This is a genomic window from Lacinutrix chionoecetis, from assembly GCF_053604665.1.
The window spans coordinates 110,303-128,041 of record NZ_JBSHNQ010000084.1 but is presented as its reverse complement, the minus strand read 5'-3'; the positions used below and the strand labels follow the sequence as shown (position 1 = coordinate 128,041).

The 17,739-nt window shown below is 32.1% G+C and carries 16 protein-coding genes; 10 read left to right on the top strand and 6 right to left on the bottom strand.

Going from position 1 to position 17,739, the window contains the following annotated elements:
- Positions 1-46: 46 nt before the first annotated feature.
- Positions 47-1,345 carry a hypothetical protein gene (locus ACVC43_RS10495; protein ID WP_452224471.1) on the bottom strand — a complete coding sequence of 433 codons (1,299 nt, stop codon included), beginning with the start codon at positions 1,343-1,345 and terminating at the stop codon, positions 47-49.
- 225 nt (positions 1,346-1,570) lie between these two features.
- The gene (locus ACVC43_RS10490) at positions 1,571-2,023 is read right to left on the bottom strand and encodes a hypothetical protein (protein WP_452224470.1); all 453 of its coding nucleotides are present in this window, start codon (positions 2,021-2,023) and stop codon (positions 1,571-1,573) included.
- Between the two features lie 481 nt (positions 2,024-2,504).
- On the opposite strand from ACVC43_RS10490, the gene ACVC43_RS10485 reads away from it, so the two are divergent.
- Positions 2,505-3,095 carry a hypothetical protein gene (locus ACVC43_RS10485; RefSeq protein WP_452224469.1) on the top strand — a complete coding sequence of 197 codons (591 nt, stop codon included), beginning with the start codon at positions 2,505-2,507 and terminating at the stop codon, positions 3,093-3,095.
- A gap of 21 nt (positions 3,096-3,116) precedes the next feature.
- Here ACVC43_RS10485 and ACVC43_RS10480 read toward each other — a convergent pair whose 3' ends face one another.
- Positions 3,117-3,398 (bottom strand): DUF3817 domain-containing protein, encoded by a 282-nt coding sequence (locus ACVC43_RS10480; RefSeq protein WP_452224468.1) that lies wholly within the window; start codon positions 3,396-3,398, stop codon positions 3,117-3,119.
- Between the two features lie 334 nt (positions 3,399-3,732).
- On the opposite strand from ACVC43_RS10480, the gene ACVC43_RS10475 reads away from it, so the two are divergent.
- Both ACVC43_RS10475 and ACVC43_RS10470 read left to right on the top strand, forming a co-directional pair.
- On the top strand, positions 3,733-4,647 hold the full coding sequence (locus ACVC43_RS10475) for a serine hydrolase (protein ID WP_452224467.1): 915 nt from the start codon (positions 3,733-3,735) through the stop codon (positions 4,645-4,647).
- 83 nt (positions 4,648-4,730) lie between these two features.
- The gene (locus tag ACVC43_RS10470; RefSeq protein ID WP_452224466.1) at positions 4,731-7,496 is read left to right on the top strand and encodes an Npt1/Npt2 family nucleotide transporter; all 2,766 of its coding nucleotides are present in this window, start codon (positions 4,731-4,733) and stop codon (positions 7,494-7,496) included.
- Here ACVC43_RS10470 and ACVC43_RS10465 read toward each other — a convergent pair.
- Positions 7,493-8,818 (bottom strand): serine hydrolase, encoded by a 1,326-nt coding sequence (locus ACVC43_RS10465; RefSeq protein WP_452224465.1) that lies wholly within the window; start codon positions 8,816-8,818, stop codon positions 7,493-7,495. The two genes, ACVC43_RS10470 and ACVC43_RS10465, sit on opposite strands and share 4 nt — an antisense overlap.
- Position 8,819: 1 nt before the next feature.
- Positions 8,820-11,723, bottom strand: a complete 2,904-nt coding sequence (locus tag ACVC43_RS10460; protein ID WP_452224464.1) for a PEP/pyruvate-binding domain-containing protein — start codon at positions 11,721-11,723, stop codon at positions 8,820-8,822.
- A gap of 214 nt (positions 11,724-11,937) precedes the next feature.
- Here ACVC43_RS10460 and ACVC43_RS10455 point away from each other — a divergent pair, with 214 nt between their 5' ends.
- Positions 11,938-12,366 (top strand): PepSY-like domain-containing protein, encoded by a 429-nt coding sequence (locus ACVC43_RS10455; RefSeq protein ID WP_452224463.1) that lies wholly within the window; start codon positions 11,938-11,940, stop codon positions 12,364-12,366.
- Between the two features lie 67 nt (positions 12,367-12,433).
- On the opposite strand, the gene ACVC43_RS10450 is transcribed toward ACVC43_RS10455, so the two are convergent.
- A complete protein-coding gene (locus ACVC43_RS10450) occupies positions 12,434-12,589 on the bottom strand; it encodes a YqaE/Pmp3 family membrane protein (RefSeq protein WP_452224462.1) in 156 nt (51 codons plus the stop codon).
- Positions 12,590-12,816: 227 nt separating this feature from the next.
- Here ACVC43_RS10450 and ACVC43_RS10445 point away from each other — a divergent pair, with 227 nt between their 5' ends.
- From ACVC43_RS10445 to ACVC43_RS10420, 6 genes are all read left to right on the top strand, one after another.
- On the top strand, positions 12,817-13,317 hold the full coding sequence (locus tag ACVC43_RS10445; RefSeq protein WP_452224461.1) for a pyridoxamine 5'-phosphate oxidase family protein: 501 nt from the start codon (positions 12,817-12,819) through the stop codon (positions 13,315-13,317).
- A gap of 11 nt (positions 13,318-13,328) precedes the next feature.
- Positions 13,329-13,835: a redoxin domain-containing protein gene (locus tag ACVC43_RS10440; RefSeq protein WP_452224460.1), complete on the top strand. Its 507-nt coding sequence runs from the start codon at positions 13,329-13,331 to the stop codon at positions 13,833-13,835.
- 24 nt (positions 13,836-13,859) lie between these two features.
- Positions 13,860-14,909, top strand: coding sequence for an NAD(P)-dependent alcohol dehydrogenase (locus ACVC43_RS10435; RefSeq protein WP_452224459.1), 1,050 nt, complete (start codon positions 13,860-13,862; stop codon positions 14,907-14,909).
- Between the two features lie 22 nt (positions 14,910-14,931).
- The gene (locus tag ACVC43_RS10430; RefSeq protein WP_452224458.1) at positions 14,932-15,330 is read left to right on the top strand and encodes a GlcG/HbpS family heme-binding protein; all 399 of its coding nucleotides are present in this window, start codon (positions 14,932-14,934) and stop codon (positions 15,328-15,330) included.
- A gap of 87 nt (positions 15,331-15,417) precedes the next feature.
- A complete protein-coding gene (locus ACVC43_RS10425; RefSeq protein ID WP_452224457.1) occupies positions 15,418-16,338 on the top strand; it encodes a YihY/virulence factor BrkB family protein in 921 nt (306 codons plus the stop codon).
- Positions 16,339-16,403: 65 nt separating this feature from the next.
- Entirely contained in the window at positions 16,404-17,717 is a 1,314-nt protein-coding gene (locus ACVC43_RS10420) for a DEAD/DEAH box helicase (RefSeq protein ID WP_452224456.1), read from the top strand.
- Positions 17,718-17,739 lie beyond the last annotated feature (22 nt).

The window sequence follows — 17,739 nt, the reverse complement described above, 5'->3', positions numbered from 1 at the left end:
TGTAGGTATTATTAATTGTTTTAATTAATTTGTTTTCATATTATTTTTAGTCGTTTCTGGAAGCGACAATTCTATTTATTCTTAGTCTGTAATCTGGATGTTTTGAATTTTTAGCATCAATAAAGGTTTCAGAATCTGGTCCTTTTGAGTACACATTATTAAAAGCACTACTACCGTACCAATTCTCTAAATCCTCATTATTCTCATTATTTTTAATAAAAATGTTACCGTTACAATTATTAAAATAAGTTTGCGTAAATACTATTTTTTCTAAACTGTCATTATTAATTTTAATCGTTCTATCTAAAATAACTGCAGGATTAAAACCAGAGATAACACTTCTGTCAATATTGCAAGAAGCATTGTTTGCAATGTATATGGCTTCGTTAACTAAACCAACCTTAATATCGTAGTCTAAGTCGTTACTAAGGTTAAGTAACGTTAGATTTTCTGCATTTACAATGGTATGATTTTTAGTAGCATCTCCATCGCCTTCTGCATCATGATTTAAAATATATAAGCATCTTGAAGCTTCAGCTCCAGAAACATAAGGCGACTTTACAGCTAAAGAATTGGTTATAGTACATTGGGCACCATAATTTATTTTATAATCATTACTGCTCGATTTGTAAGAGACTAATTTATCTAAATTAACAGCACCACCTAAAATGCCGAACGAATTACCAGCACAATAACTTACCATGATGTTATTAAGTGTAGTCTCGTTACCAACGCCAGCTAAAGTAAGGCCGTTGTAATAACCGTAGTTTTTAGTTCTCTTTCCAGCATATTCAATTCTAACATAGTTTAAGACACCAGAATTACTTTCTGTATTCTCACCACCATAGATAATGTTTTTAGGATTTTTGGTATTTAACCCATAATTTAAAGAGGTTTGGCTTTCAATTTTGTTTGTAGGAGCATCACCCAAAATAAATAGTCCTCCCCAATCGCCTGGTTTTTTTACACTTCGGCTGGAAGTAAATACTATTGGATCTGTATTTGTGCCATGAGCGATTATGGTACTACCATTGCTAATTGTAAGAGAGCCTTTGGTTTTAAAATCGCCTATTATTAATGTGCCAGGTTCAATTATTAATGTGGTGCTGTCTGTTACAAAAACATCACCTAATAAAAGATAAATATCTTTCTTATACAATTTTGTATCCTTTGTTATATCACCACTAAGTATTTGTGTGGGTTTACCATGTTCAATTTTATTAGGCTTAAATTCTGTCCAAGGGTTCAACCAGTTATCAAATCCAGTAATTCCTTTTTCTTGTTGAGCAAACACATTAAAACACGTAAATAAAAGGAGAAGTGTTAATTGGGTGATATTTTTCATAGTGGTTAAGTTTGTTTTATGTATTATTTGGGGCTAAAATACTTATCAAACATAAATATTATTCACATGAAATGCAAATTATATCGATAAAATGCATGTAATTTAATATTTTATAGTTTTTTTCTTACAAAAATAGTTCTATTTGCTTATTATCAATGTACAATTAAGTGTCATTGCAGAAGTTGTAAATAGAAATAACGTGTTTCAGCTTTATTAAAAAACATGTTAATCTATTTTAAAATCATTATAGGTATGAAGCGATTTTAAGGTTTCTTCATAAAATAATATAGCAGCTATTAAATCTTTAGTATCGGAGTAGGGCAATATTGATTTTTGAAAGGTCACAGTGCTGTCAAAATACTCAACAGATGCTTCTTGGTTTGCTTCCAATGCTTTTTTGTTTTCTTTAGTTTCAGGAATTCCTAAACTATACATTGTAACATTTGGTTTGGTTGCAAAAGCAATATTAGGTAATATATTTACTATAACTTCTATACGCTCTACATATAATTTTAGTAATTCGCCTTTAGATAGTTTATTAAGCTCTTCTAAGTTATGGTATTTAGAAATACTTACTTTGCCACTTATTAATTTAATTTGATCTTTTTGTTTTTGTGCGAAACCGATACTTATTAACATAAAAAAGATAACGGTAAGTAGGGACGTTTTTGCTTTCATTTTGGGAGATATATTTTATTTGAATTAAACAAATCTATATAAATTATAGAAAAAAACAACTGATTTCAAGATTTTTTTTAAGATTTTTTTATCGTGTAAATGTTTCTTTTATCGGATAAACGGTGTAAACATTAGATAAAACGCATATTTTTACGACGAATTACTTGGTAGTGAATTACTGCAAATCTCTCCTTTAAAAAAGAGATTTTTTCATTTAAGAAGACCTTATTAATCACAAAAAAACTTCCAAAACAAGTCTTGTTTTTCCTTTAGATGGATTCTTTTTAAAATACTTTTAGAGTCTCGAATGCATTTTAATTATAATAAAAATGTCTTCTCTATTCACTACAGTTCCATTTGCGGTTCATCGAAATTATTGACTTTATAAAACATTTAAACGTGTAATTATGAAAGTGATACGATTTTTAGTGACATTTTAAAATATAACAGCCATTTTTAAATATTGTAAATCGCTATTATTATGAAATTGTTACTCACTTTTACCTTATTTCTCTTCTGCTCATTAAGTTTTGCACAAGAAGCAGATTTTTTAGAACGTAGTCCTATTTATGATTATACAACATCAAATTTAAATAACAGAGATACAATTCCAGAGTATGTTTTAAAGGAGAACAAACTAAAAATAACTGGAGTTATATATAAAAATGATGGAGTTACACCTGCAGATAATGTGCTTTTTTATATAGAACAAGCCAATGAAAATGGTGACTTTGAATTAAAAAAGAAAAACGAAAAACGCTATGTACACCATAGAGGATGGATAAAAACAGACTCTAACGGTCGCTATACTTTTTTTACTTTTATTCCTGGAAACGACAGACGTTACAATCAATTAAAGCAAATATTTCCTATTATTAAAGCGCCATCTCAAGCTGAATATGAATTAGAGAGTTTACTCTTTGAAGATGATCCTTTACTAACAAAACTCTGCCGTAAACGTTTAATAAAAAAGGGAGACCCAAGCAGGATACTTACACCAAAGCTTACAGATGGAATTTTTGTAGTGAATAAAGATTTTGTTTTAAAACGCTATAACGAACTTTCTCAATAATATTATCGTTCTAAATAATTTTTATGCCAAAGGCTTTAGATACTTGCTATCTACGTAAAACGTTCCAAAAGGTATAAGCGAACCCATTAAAATAATAATAAACGTTTTTGTATCCCATTTGTAAGTTGAGCGTAAAAAAATTGCTAATGCAACATACCCAACAAACAAGAGGCCATGAGGCATGCCCAATAATTTCACATACTCATCATTTCCGTTTGGCATGCGCTTATAAATTGCAGCCAACATTAATAGTAAATAAGAAATACCTTCTAAAAAGGCTACAATTCTAAAGATTTTAAGCATAATAATATAGTCGTAATTAAAGTGCAAATTTAATGAAAACCATGTTTTAAGCTATGCCTATGCTAAAAAAGATTATAAAAAAAAAGGGCGTAAAATGTGTTATCTTTTTTTAATTAACTAAGTTATAACAAATTACAATTTATGGCGTTTAATTGAGTAAGCGATTACTTTATTCAATTTCAGGATTATTAAATCTTTTTATCTTTATGGTTTTTACATTTCTGATAACCAGTAATTTATAATATGATTATTAACATTAAATTGTGAAAATTATTTCGCATCTTTGGTACATTAATTGTATACTATATATAACTTTAAAATTTAAAACCAATTTATGAATAAAACATTTAAGTACTTAGCGATAGCATTTATCATGTTTATCGGTTCGTTTACATTTGCTCAAGGTGAATTACCTCTTGTGTCTAAAAAAGTTATAAGTCCTATTGCAACATTAGAAAGTGTTGAATTACAACGGCTGTTAGAAACTGAAATTAACGCAAATTCTGCGTGGAAACAGCTTATAAGAAATAAAAAAATGTCTATTGGTATTGTCGATTTAACAGATGAGAGTAACATTAAATATGCTGGTCTTAATGATGAGCATATGATGTATGCTGCAAGTCTGCCTAAAATCGCCATTCTTTTAGCAGCTATGGATGCTATTGATAAAGGAGAATTAATAGACAGTAAAGAAGTGCGAAAAGATATGCGGTTGATGATAAGCAAATCGAACAACGCAGCGTCTACACGAATGATTGACCGAGTGGGTTACGAAAAAATAGAAGAGGTACTTAGAGCGCCTAAAACCAAACTCTACGATGAGGAAGTAGGAGGTGGACTATGGGTAGGAAAAAGGTATGCTTCTGGAGGAAGACGTTATCCAGAACCTATTAAAGGTCTAAGTCATGCTGCGACCACGAAGCAGGTTTGTAGTTTTTACTATCAGTTAGCATTAGGGAATTTAGTAAGTACTGAACGTTCTAAAGAAATGTTAGATATTATGAAGGATCCAGCGTTACACCATAAATTTGTAAACACATTAGATAGAATAGCTCCAAAAGCGACTATTTATAGAAAGTCTGGTTCATGGAAAAATTACCATGCAGATTCTGCTTTGGTTTGGGGACCTAAACGTAAATATATTATTGTAGCACTAATAGATAATGATTTTGGTGAACAAATTATCAGGAATTTAGTGGTGCCTATAGAGAAAGTTCTAAAAAAATCACGTTCTTTAGCAAAGAAATAAAAAACATTTAGTTGCCCTTGCTAAAAAAAATTTTTAATAAAACATTTGGACTAAGAGATGGTGAAATATACATCTCTTTTTTAATGCAGTTATATATCTTTTTAATTATAACTGTTTTATTAATTGTTAAACCAACTGTTAACGCATTATTTGTTAATGAGTTAGGAGCAGATAGTTTACCTTACGGTTATCTCTTGGTGGCTTTGGTAGCAGTGATAACCGCTACGTTCTACAATAGGGCCATTACAGAATTTTCGCTTTTAAAAGTTACAATTGTCTCACTAGTTGTATTTAGTTTAGGGTTTATAGCCTTAAGTTTGATTTTGCACTTTGGGATTCTTCATAATTGGATTCTCTATTTTTATTATTTAAGTATATCCTTATTCGCTGTAGTTGCTACCTCTCAGTTTTGGATTTTAGCAAACATGGTATTTAATGCAAGAGAAGCGAAGCGGTTATTTGGCTTTATAGGAGCAGGAGCTATTGCTGGTGGCGTGTTTGGTGGCTATTTAACAAGTATTATTGTTTCTTCTTACGGCAATAAATTTGCAATATTTCTGGCAGCAATTTTGATTTTGTGTTGTATTCCAATTATTCAGAAAATTTGGAAATTAAGAATTCAGAAAATGACAACCTATGTTAGAAAGCAACGTAAATACAACGATGCTAATGCTCAGGCATCGTCCTTAAAACTCATTTCAAAGTCTAAACATTTAACGTATTTAGCACTTATTACAGGAATAAGTGTTATTGTGGCTAAACTTGTGGATTTTCAATTTAGCGATTTTGCTAATAAAGCCATAACTGACTCTGACGAGTTAGCTTCATTTTTCGGGTTTTGGTTTTCAACATTTAATGTTATTGCCTTAACGCTTCAACTATTTGTAACTAACCGTTTTCTTAGTCGTTTAGGCGTGTCTTCAACCTTGTTAATTCTGCCATTAGGTATTGCATTAGGGAGTTTATTATTTTTAACTTTTCCAGAATTATGGGTATTGGTTATTATTAAGGGAATCGACGGTAGTTTTAAACAATCTCTTAATAAAGCAGCGTTAGAATTGTCCATCATGCCAATTCCTCTTAATATTAAAAATCAGGCTAAATCTTTTATCGATGTTGCTGTAGATAGTGTTGCCACTGGTATTGCTGGGTTTTTACTTATTTTTTTAATTAAAAAATTAGATTTAAGCACATCGTATATTACGGTGATTATTCTGTTATTTGTTTTTATATGGATTCTATTAATTTACAGATTGAGAGAAGCGTATTTTAATTCGTTCAGAACTAATATCCAGAAGACTTTAGTGGTTAAAGAAAAACGAAAAGAACGAAAAAAATACGAAACCACTTTAGTCGCTTCAAGACGCATATTAAATTCTGGAGGTGAAGCTGAAATTTTAAGCCTGTTAGAGCAGTTATCGTCTTATAGACTAATTGCCTTAAAAGACAGTATAATAAGTTTGTTAGATCATCCTTCAAGTCTTGTTAAAACAGCTGCAATCAATCAGTTATTTCAATACGATAAGGGTACAGCTATAAGTAAAGTAGAATCTTTAGTGGTAGAAGGGAGTGATAATGTAGTCTACACAGCGTTAGATTATATTATTCACCATTCGTATATTAATACCAATACATTTTTCGATAAGTATTTAAATCATGAAAGTAAGTATATTTCTAATGTCGCATTGTTGTGTCTTGCAAAAGAAGGTAGAAACAATAACAAGCTTTCTGTTAAGTATAATCTACATTCCAGAATTTCAGATCGAATAAGGCTATTAAACTCTCCAGAGGGGTTTAGTAGTAAAGAAGCCGTTTCCGAGTTATTAATTACCATTGCCTATTCTGGCATTTCTAAATTCTATCCTTTTATCACCGTGCATTTAAACAACCGTGATCCATATATTGTTAATCATGCAATTGAAGCTGCAGGGATTTCTTCCGACCCTCGTTTTATAGATGATTTGTTAGAATATTTAACAATTAAAGCGCATAGAAAATCGGCTGTTAAAGCTTTAAAAAGCTACGGAACAGGCATTACTAAAACCATTCTTGATTTAGACAAAAGAGAAGATTTACAAGACAGCATTAAACAGCATTTACCTAAAGTAATAGGTGCATTTAATTCACAGAATTCGGTTAAAATTTTATTGAGTTTACTTAAAAGTAATGATGTGATTATTAGATTAGAATCGTCCAAATCGTTGCTAAAATTAAGACAGCGTAATCCATCTTTATTTTATAACAAGCGCGTTTTTAAAAGAGCCATTCTTAGAGAAAGCAAATATTATAAAAACACTATTGATGCGATCGCTTCTTTACAAAATACTATTAACAATTCGCTTTTAGAGCCTAAAAATGACAGTGATACCGAAGTTTTTATTGCAAGACAAAGTTTAATAGAGGTCTTGGAAGAACAACTTAACAGCAGTTTAAAATGCATCTTTAAATTATTAAGTCTGGTTTACGATGAGGCAGATATTGATGTTACATATTCAGGACTATTTAGTGATATAAAAGAAGCGCGTGTTAATGCCTTAGAGTTTTTAGACAACTTATTAAACGCTCAACTAAAACAACGTGTTTTTCCTTTAATTGAGCATACTATAATAGAGGAGGATAACTTCGATTCTAAGGTCCTTAAAATCAATCTTATCCCTGAAAAGGCTTACATTAAAATGCTTATAAAAAGACGAGGCAAACGCGTAAAGTTAGAAGTGCTTCATCTTATTAAAGTATTGGATGACAAATATTATGTGCCAATAGTAACTCCTTTAAAAAAGCATCAAAATAAAGACGTGAAGTTTTTCGCTTATTCCACTATAGAAAGTCTAACAAATATTAGGCCTTAATTAGCGCCATTATCTCCACCTTCATCATCTTTATCTTTAAAATTTTCATCTAATTTAGCATCAGAATTCTCGTTGTTCTTGGCTATTAAATCATCGATTTTACTTGCTAAATACATGTGAGCACCTGCAGAGTTTTTGTTTAGTACATTAGACATTAAACAAACAATGTATTTCGAGCCATTATCTGGATGTTCTACAATTATTACAGAATTCATATAATTAAATACGTTCCCTGCATAATTTCTACAATCAGGATTTTTTGTTCTATCGCACTTGTAGAAGCTACCCGATTTAAAATAAACAGCAGCACTATCTAATCTATTAGATTTTGCATAACGAATACGTCTGTCTGTAGAGTAGAGCAGGCGTTTCATTTCAAGACTTGTTTTTTCGTCTACAATTTTACCTTGTTCTAATTTTACCAGCCATTTCATCAAGCCTTTAGGTGTACCAATACTGCCACCTTTTCTACCAACATATTTTCCAGCTGGACGCGTAAACATACCGCCAAGACGCCAATCGTCCTCTGTAATTCCCAAATCTCTTAAGGGTTGATTTACAACAGTATTTGCTAAATTAGTTAAACTATCTCTTGGTGTATCTTTAAAATAGTTTTCACTTTGCTCCTCTGTTAAATTCACATAATCCGAACCAAATGCTGCCATAAGCATCGCCTCACGGTACATAACACTTGCAGCACCATTATTACTAACTGAAACCATATGGTCTAACCACTCGAATAGGGAGAAGGTATCGCTGGCAACAACTTGTCGCTTTACCAATTTATCCTTTTCAATATCGTAAATAGGAATGGTGTGGTGATCTCCTGTTCCCCAATAACGAGAAGATACTTTAATGTCCTTTAAGTACATAATGCGATCTTCCCAATTCTCACAAACATTAGCCATTTGTGTAAATACAGCATTTAAAACAGCAATTTTACCTACACTACCAGGTTGGTAACCTACATTTTCTCTATGAGATGCATATTTTAATTCGTCTGGATTTGTCATATCCATTACAGCAATAGAATAATTCCCACTTGGTATTAGTCGCTTTATTTTTGCTGAAAATTCTGGGTCGTCAACTAACAAGTCGTTAATACTATCTTCTGTTTTCGACGTTAAATTTAATTTAATATCTGCCAATTTTTTATAGGCTCCAAAAGGTATACGGTTGTATGGTACACTGTCTATCTGCATTTTTTGTATTTGGTACAAGCGCTTAATTCCTGTACGCTCGTAACCATCTATTGGGTAAGATATAAACCCAAAAGAGAGTAATATGCATAGGCCAATTGATATGTAAAATATATTTTTCATCTTATAATTTTTCTGAAAGATTAATCATTTTATCTGCTTCTATTTTTGGAGAAATTGAAGAAAGGTATTCTGAACTTTTCGCCTGCTTGTTCTCTACAAACGGACGAATTTGAAACAACCACAACTTATCGTCTTTAAAACCAAATTCCACATCGTAAGCCTGGTTTGAACCATCTTGATGTTTGGCCATTGTTTTTCTAATTTTACCAGCCATTTTTCTTATTTCGGCAATATTTTTAGCGTTAAGAATTGGGGCTTCAAAAGAGGTGACATATTGTTTTGTACCTCCATAATCTGGCAACCGTATGTAATCGCTTTGTCTTGCTGGCGCCAATAATATATTATTTTCTGAAGTAATTAAACGTGTCTCTGCACTTTGTCCGTCTACAGCGCCTCCAGCACCACGACTAAAGGCGACGGTTAAATCGTTATCATTTCCAGAATTAATTCCTTTGGTAATCATAACACCAGAATAATCCACATCCACACTTGGAATTATTAAAATTGAAGGAAACACGTTTTCCGGATTACTTAAATATTTTTGTCTCCATTTAAAGCTACGCTCTGTATAAGCACTTGCCCAAACACGTTTAATACCTTTAATAATTTCGTCTTCTGCCTTAATATTAAACAACGTTAAATTTAATCCGGCTCCAGTAAATTCTTTTAAATCTTCCATATTGGTATCGCTGCGTAAAAAGACAGGTACATTACCAATACTATTCCCGAAGGCCGATTTAAAATTCGCTTTCATGTCATTAACAAAATTATCTTCTAATGGCATGTTAATGATGGCTTTGTGTAGCACATCTAAAGCATCTAACTGAAATTTTTCTACATCTGCTTCACTTTTGTTTTGTGAACGTAAAATAGCAGCTCTTTCAAAAGTATTGTTTAAATATTGCCAATAGGTTTTGTCTTGGTTTGGCATTTGCTGGTTCATGTGGGTTCTAAAAATTCCGAATGGAATAATGACACCTTCCACCACTTGTTCTGGAAATAATTTTTTAAGTTCTCCTAAATTAGCTGCTTTCGGTCCGCATAATTTTCCAGAATCGCTGGCATCTACATCACGCATATTAATAACTTTAGAAACATCTAAACGAATCTGGTCTACAGGAACGGCAATTACATTTTTACTTCGTTCTTTTTTACTAAAAAGTTCTTTTTCGGTTGATGTCATATCGTCTTCAGCTTTCAATATCACATTACCTTTATTAGATACTGCATAAAACACATTTTTACCACTGTATTTTTTCATTGCCTTTAAGTTATCGTAAGATAATGCTGCATTTGGAATACCTAAATTACGTGCTAAAAGCTGCACGTGAGAAACTAAATTACCTTCAGAAACCGTCATAATTCCTGCCACTGGTTTTAAGTCGTGAGGAGGCTTTTCGAAGATATAGATGTTATTTGTATTAACTTCAACCTTATCTGGGTTTCCATCTACTACAACCAATTCTCCAAAAGCATAACCTGGGTTTAAACCGCGAATGGTGCTTTGGTTTTTAATAGTCATAACCTCGTTATTAATGTTTGAAGTTTTAGCTACAAAGGCTCCTAAATCGCCAACAGTTTCGCCTAAACTTAATGCAACACTACTTCTTACACGATCGTCTATAAAGCCATAAGTAAGCGGCTCGAAAGCTGTGTATTTATCTACAATGTCTTGATAATTGGCTTTTACCATAGAGGCACTCCATTCCACAATACTTCTGCTGGTAGTGAGTAACTGATTTAGCTCATTAATGCTAAGTTCATTTTTAGATAGTTTCTCGTTAATTGAAGTTTCAATGGCATTGTATTCCCATTGTTCAATTAAACCTGTCCCAGAAGCTGCACACGATAAAATATTGATTTTATCTAAGCTTTCGCCAATTGTTGTAGTTTCCCAATTTTGAGTCTCGGTTAACAACGTATGTTCTAATTTATTAGATAAGTCTAATAATTGTAAACGATTTTTACTGCTTTTATAGCTAAGAATGTTTTCACGAATTTCCAATAGGGTATTGGCGATTTCCGATACAAAAGACGCTGGTGTTTTATTTTTTTTATTTGAAGCTATAAAATCCTGAATCTTTTTAGTGGTGGGATTAGATGATGGTAAAGATTGCATTTCCTTTTCCAGCCTTTCAAAATCTATAGGCGCATAAAACGTATTCATTGTTTCAATTAACTCATCGAAATCTTTTTTTAATTTCGCAGGAATGGTTTTTTCAGTTATAAAATCTTTAACCAGATTAATATCTGTAACTTCAGGTTGTCCATGAATTTTAATTCTAATATCCATAAAAGATTTCATTTCTTCTGAAATGGTTTTACTCTGGCTACGCATTAATTGGGCGATATTATCGTCACCATTGTGAGGTACATCTTTTAAAGCCTGCCTTACTAAATAGTAGTGAGCATTAATTAACTGATCGTTTTTTAGGATGGATTCAAAAAAGTCTTTTCCCCAGGCCTCTTCATCTTCACTTTGCAAAGCACCTCTGTAGTACTGTGCTTTTTGCAATACCCAACCATCGTTAATACTAGCCAAATATTTACCCAATTGGTACTGTTTTAATCGGCTAAAATCATTGTCTTTGTCTAAAAAATCACTTTGCTTTACTGCGGCGATAATATCTGCAAAATAAAGCTGATTTGTTTTTCTTAATCTAATGGCACTTTCCTTAAAACTGGCATGTTGAATACCTCCTCCTATAGCATCAGGACAAGGATCTTTTGGTTCACGTTCTGTACCATCTTTACAAAACCATTTAATACGATGAAATGGACCACGAGGATCTTTTTTATAGGCTTCGATTAAATTTTGTATTTGCTTGGTAGATAATTCTTGTGCTTCAGTGTTACTATTAAAAATAAACAGAAGTATAATTAAAGGGATAATTTTTCTTATCATTAGTTGTTATTATTAATACTACAAAAGTATCTTATTTGTAACGGTTTAAAATAAATTTTCAAGTAATTTATTAAATAAATTTAATGCAATCGCATTAGGTCTTTGTTGTTTAAGTTAAGTACATGTTAAAGCGAATAGTTTTATGATAAATTTATTAAAAACATATTCTTTATTAGTTATGTTTAGGCTTTAGTTTAAAAAAACAAAAAATAATATGAAAAACAAATCAATACTATTAATAACCACATGTATAATCGCATTGTTAAGTTGTAATCAAAAAGTAGAAAGCCAGACACCAGAGGCTGTAAAAACAGCATTTCAAACTAAATATCCTGGAGAAAATGATCCAGATTGGGAAATGGATTCTAACGGCAATTACGAATCGCATTTTAAGATAGATGGTATTAAATACAGAGCCGATTTTTCACCAAATGGCGATTGGGTAGAAACCGAAACCAGTATTGATAAAAAAGATCTGCCAAAAGCAATTAAAGAAGCAATTAAAAAAAACTACGGAAGCGAAGAAATTACTGAAATTGAAAAGGTAGATTCCGCTACTAAAGGAGAATTTTACGATGTAGAGTTTAAACAAAAAGGCAAAAACAAAGACGTAGAATTTAGAGCATCTGGAGAAGAACTGTGATGTAAGAATAGTGATATCTCGTAAAAAAAAAAAAAAGGATAGTCAACGAACTATCCTTCTTTTCAAGTTATTCCTTGCTAACATAAAAGGCATGAATTACACCAGGTAACCAACCCAAAATAGTAAGTAATAAGTTAATAATAAATTTACTTCCAATGCCATGTTGCATTGCAACAGATAATGGAGGTAAAATTAAATTTAAGATAATTGTTATTAAAGACATGTTGCTTGTTTTAATTAAAAATAATGAGTTCAAGTATATTCTAAATATCTGTTTCTATTTGACGTAATACGATAATTTAATAATATAATTCATTAAAAAAAAATTGATACCTTTTTTATTTAAGATATGTTTAACGCATTATGTTCTTTTAAACCTTTATTTTAAGTAAAAGAGATACGAAAGATAACCATCAATTTATAACTTTAAATAAACAAAACAAAGTTAAAATGAGCGATAAAAATTTATACAATAACGAAGCAAAAGAAAAGGTTAAGGAATTAGCTGAAGGTATTGATTTTGCAATGCTTGCAACTAATCTTGATTACAAACCGTTTTCTGCAATACCTATGAGTACAAAAAAAGTAGATGAAAATGGAGTAATCTGGTTTTTAAGCGGAAGGGATAGCGAACACAATAAACATATTATTAAAGATGATAAGGTTCAATTAATTTACTCAAAACCAGGTGATATGAGTTTTATGATTGTTTACGGTAGTGCCAATATTACTACCGAACATTCTATTTTAAAAGAATTATATGGTAAGAGTGACGATATGTGGTTTAAAGGACTGGACGACCCAAACTTAACAGCTTTACAAATAAAACCCATTGAAGCACATTATTGGGAACCAAAACACAATAAGTTAGTGACACTATTTAAAATGGGAATGGGAGCAATAAAAGGAGAACAGCCAAAAATTGGAAATGAAGGCGATTTAAATTTATAAAAAAAAAGAACATGATAAAACCAAGAACAAAAACACCAGACTTAGAAATAAACTTAGTAAACGATACCACGTGGAAACTGAGTGAGCAATCACCAGAGAATTTCATCTTAATTTTAGTGTACAGAGGCAAACATTGTCCTGTATGTAAAAAACAGTTAGAAGAACTTAACAAGAAATTAGATAAATTTACAGAACGCGGTATAAATGTAATTGCTATCAGTTCCGATACCGAAAAAGTGGCAAAAGAAACTTATGAGGAATGGGATATTGCCAATATTCCAATAGGATATGGTTTCCCAATTGAAGAAGCTAGAAAATGGGGACTATTTATTTCTTCGGGTATTAAAAAAGAGCCAGAATATTTCACAGAACCAGGACTGTTCCTTTTAAAACCAGACCAGACCATGTATTGGGAAGCTATACAATCCATGCCTTTTGGTAGACCATCATTTAATGATGTTTTAGGTGGCATAGACTATATTTTAAAAGAAGATTATCCTGCAAGAGGAGAAGCATAAACAGAATTAATTAAACCAAAATAAATGACAGAAGTAAAAGCATACGGTACCGAAAGTAAAGAAAAAGATTTAAAAGAAATAACTGTAGAAAGGCGCGACATTCTCGAAAACGATGTCGAAATTAATATTTTATACTGTGGTGTTTGCCATAGCGATATTCATGCAGCAAAAAATGACTGGGGAAACACAACTTACACACTAGTACCAGGACATGAGATTGTAGGTAAAGTAGTAAATGTGGGTGATAAAGTTAAGAACTTCAAGAAAGGCGATTTGGTAGGTGTTGGCTGTATGGTAGATTCTTGCCAGGAATGTAGTGCCTGCGAAGACGATTTGGAGCAATTTTGCGAAAAAGGAATGGTTGGCACTTATAATGGAAAAAACAAACACACTGGCAAACAAACATTTGGCGGTTATTCTACAAGTATTACAGTACGAGAAGAGTTTGTGGTAAGTGTACCAGAAAATTTAGATATCAAGGCAGTGGCGCCATTATTGTGCGCCGGAATTACTACCTATTCACCACTTAATCACTGGAAAATTAAAAAAGGAGATAAGGTTGGTGTTATTGGACTTGGAGGATTGGGCCATATGGGTATTAAATTTGCTCATGCCATGGGTGCCGAAACTTATATGATTACTACATCACTAGAAAAAGCAGACGATGCAAAGAAATTAGGAGCAGATGCTGTATTGATTTCTAAAGATGAAGAAGAGATGAAAAAACACAGAGGTACATTCGATTTTCTTTTAAACACCGTTCCAGTAAAACATGATATCAATCCTTATTTACAGTTATTAAAGCGCGATTCTACTATGGTAATGGTAGGTGCAATAGAACCTTTGGAGCCAATGCACGGTGGTAACATTATCATGGGAAGAAAAAGAGTAGCAGGATCATTGATTGGAGGCATAAAAGAAACTCAAGAAATGTTAGACTTTTGTGGCGAAAATAATATTACTTGTGATGTAGAAATGATAGATATGAAAGATATTAACACAGCTTTTAAGCGCGTTCAAGACAGCGATGTAAAATATCGTTTTGTTATCGATATGGAAACTTTAAAAAAATAATAACCAATTAAAATATAAAACTATGAGTATAACACTTAAACAAGCAGAAAATATAATTAACAAAGCAAAAGAAAAGGCAATTGATACAGATACAAAAATGAATATCTCAGTTGTCGATGAAGGTGCAAATCAAGTAGCATTTATACGTATGGATGGTGCGTGGCTTGGTAGTGCAGATATTGCATTAAAAAAAGCTAAAACAGCACGTTTTTTCGATATGCCTACTGGAGAAATAGGAAAATTATCTCAGCCAGGAAAATCGCTATGGAATATAGAGCACAGTAACAATGGATTAATTACTTTTCCTGGAGGCCTACCAATTAAAGATGCTAACGATAAAGTTATTGGTGCTATAGGTGTGAGCGGAGGTACTGTGGAAGAAGATCATGCAGTAGCAGAAGCAGGTTTAAAGGCCTTATAAATAAGTTACTAAACAATTATTCTATTTAATTTATTTCGAGATGTAACGTAATTATATTGGAGTTCTCTTAAATAGTTTAAACTCAATATGGCAGAATTTAAAATAAAACATTTACCAAAACTACTGGCGAAAGCTGGTAGTTCTTGGTTTGATGGTGAACCTTTTGAGCGTAGCGCCATTGTGGCGTATTATGCTATACTATCGTTACCTGCATTAATTATAATTATTTTAAATGTAGTGGGTGGTGTTTGGGGTAGAGAAATTGTGCAAGGCGAATTATTAGACGAAATTACAAAAGCATTAGGTCCAGACACAGCAGAATCTATTAGACTAATGATGGTGGATAGAGGTAGTGAAGCGACTTCAATATTTGCAACTGTGGTTGGTGTAGGTACCTTGATTTATGGCTCGACAGGAGTTTTTTTTCAATTACAATCTGCTTTAGATAAAATCTGGGAGCAAAAACCAAAATACAAAAACAGTGTCATCGCAACACTGGTTAGTCGTTTAAAAAGTTTTGGGTTTATATTAATTATAGGTTTTTTACTCCTTACAAGTTTTGTTCTTACCTCTATATTAAGTACGTTTAGTAAGCGTTTGGAACGCTTATTACCAGAGCACCTGTTTGAATACCTCTACGTTTTCGATTTGCTAATTTCTATAGGATTTATTTACGTACTCTTTGCCGCCATGTTTAGATTTTTACCTTCTGCCTCTATCCCTTGGAAATCAGTTAGAGTTGGCGCTTTATTAACCACATTTCTGTTTTTAATAGGAAAGTATTTACTCGCTATATATTTTAGCGAAATGCAACCAGGTTCTACCTATGGTGCTGCTGGATCTGTTATCTTAATCATGCTTTGGGTTTCTTATTCGTGTATAATTTTATTGTTTGGTGCTCATTTTACCAAAGTGTATTCAGATAAATATGTTAATAAAAAGATTGTTTCTGAAGCGCCTCAAATAGATGATGAAGCAGAGTACAATAAAATAGACAAATCATTATAACTAAAGTATGTACTGCAAAATGCTTAGACTGTTATTATCTTTGTACTCTAAAGTCTAAATTTTAAATGTCTAAAAACATAAAATCCCAACAAGCTATTTTAGCGAAATTGAATATTGAAGCTCTAAACCCTATGCAGGAGGAAGCGCTTTTGTCTATAAATTCTACTCCTAACACTGTATTATTATCACCAACAGGAACAGGAAAAACGGTTGCTTTTTTATTGCCAACGCTCGAAAATTTAAATGCTAATTGCGAAAATGTACAATTGCTAATTTTAGTACCATCCAGAGAATTAGCCATACAAATAGAACAGGTTATACGTGAAATGGGAACTGGATTCAAGGCTAACGCCGTATATGGTGGCAGACCATTTTCTAAAGATAAAATTGAATTAGCACATGCACCCGCAATTTTAATTGGTACGCCTGGTCGCGTGGCAGACCATCTAAGACGAGAAACGGTTATAGTTGAAGGCATTGAAACTTTGGTTTTAGATGAATTCGATAAATCTCTTGAAATTGGTTTTGAAAAAGAAATGAGTGAAATTATAGCCGGTTTACCAAATATTAAAAGACGTGTACTAACATCGGCAACTCAGGATATGGAAATTCCAAAATTTGTTGGCTTAGAAAATGAAATAGTTATTGATTATTTAGACTCAAAAATTTCAAATTTAGAAATTAAAAAAGTACTCTCACCAGATAAAAACAAACTACAGACACTTGTAGATTTACTCCACCATATAGGTAATAAACCTGGAATTATATTTTGTAATTTTAAAGATACCATACAATATGTAAGCGATTTTCTTGAAAAAAATAATATTCCACACGGTACATTTTATGGTGGTTTGGAGCAAATAGATAGGGAACGTGCTTTAATAAAATTTAGAAACGGAACACACCAGATTATAATTGCTACAGATCTGGCCGCTCGTGGTTTAGATATTCCAGAGCTTAATTTTATTATTCATTATCAATTGCCGTTAAAAGCTGAAGAATTCACACATAGAAATGGAAGAACAGCCAGAATGAATGCACAAGGTACAGCCTATGTTTTACAATGGGAAAATGAGTATTTGCCAGAATTTATAAACACTTCGCAAATAGAAAAAGTAGGAGGTAAGCAAACAAAAATGGAAAGCGAATGGAGCACGCTATTTATCTCTGGCGGTAGAAAAGATAAAATATCTAAAGGAGATATTGCAGGTCTGTTTTTTAAGCAAGGCAATTTAGAGCGTAATGAACTTGGTGTTATTGAATTAAAACAAGACTGTGCCTTTGTTGCGGTGCCTAAGGAGAAGATTCAGTCTGTTATAGAAAAGACGAATAATACAAGATTAAAGAAAAAAAAGGTTAGGGTGAGTTTAATCGAATAAAAAAAAGCTGATAATCTTTAAA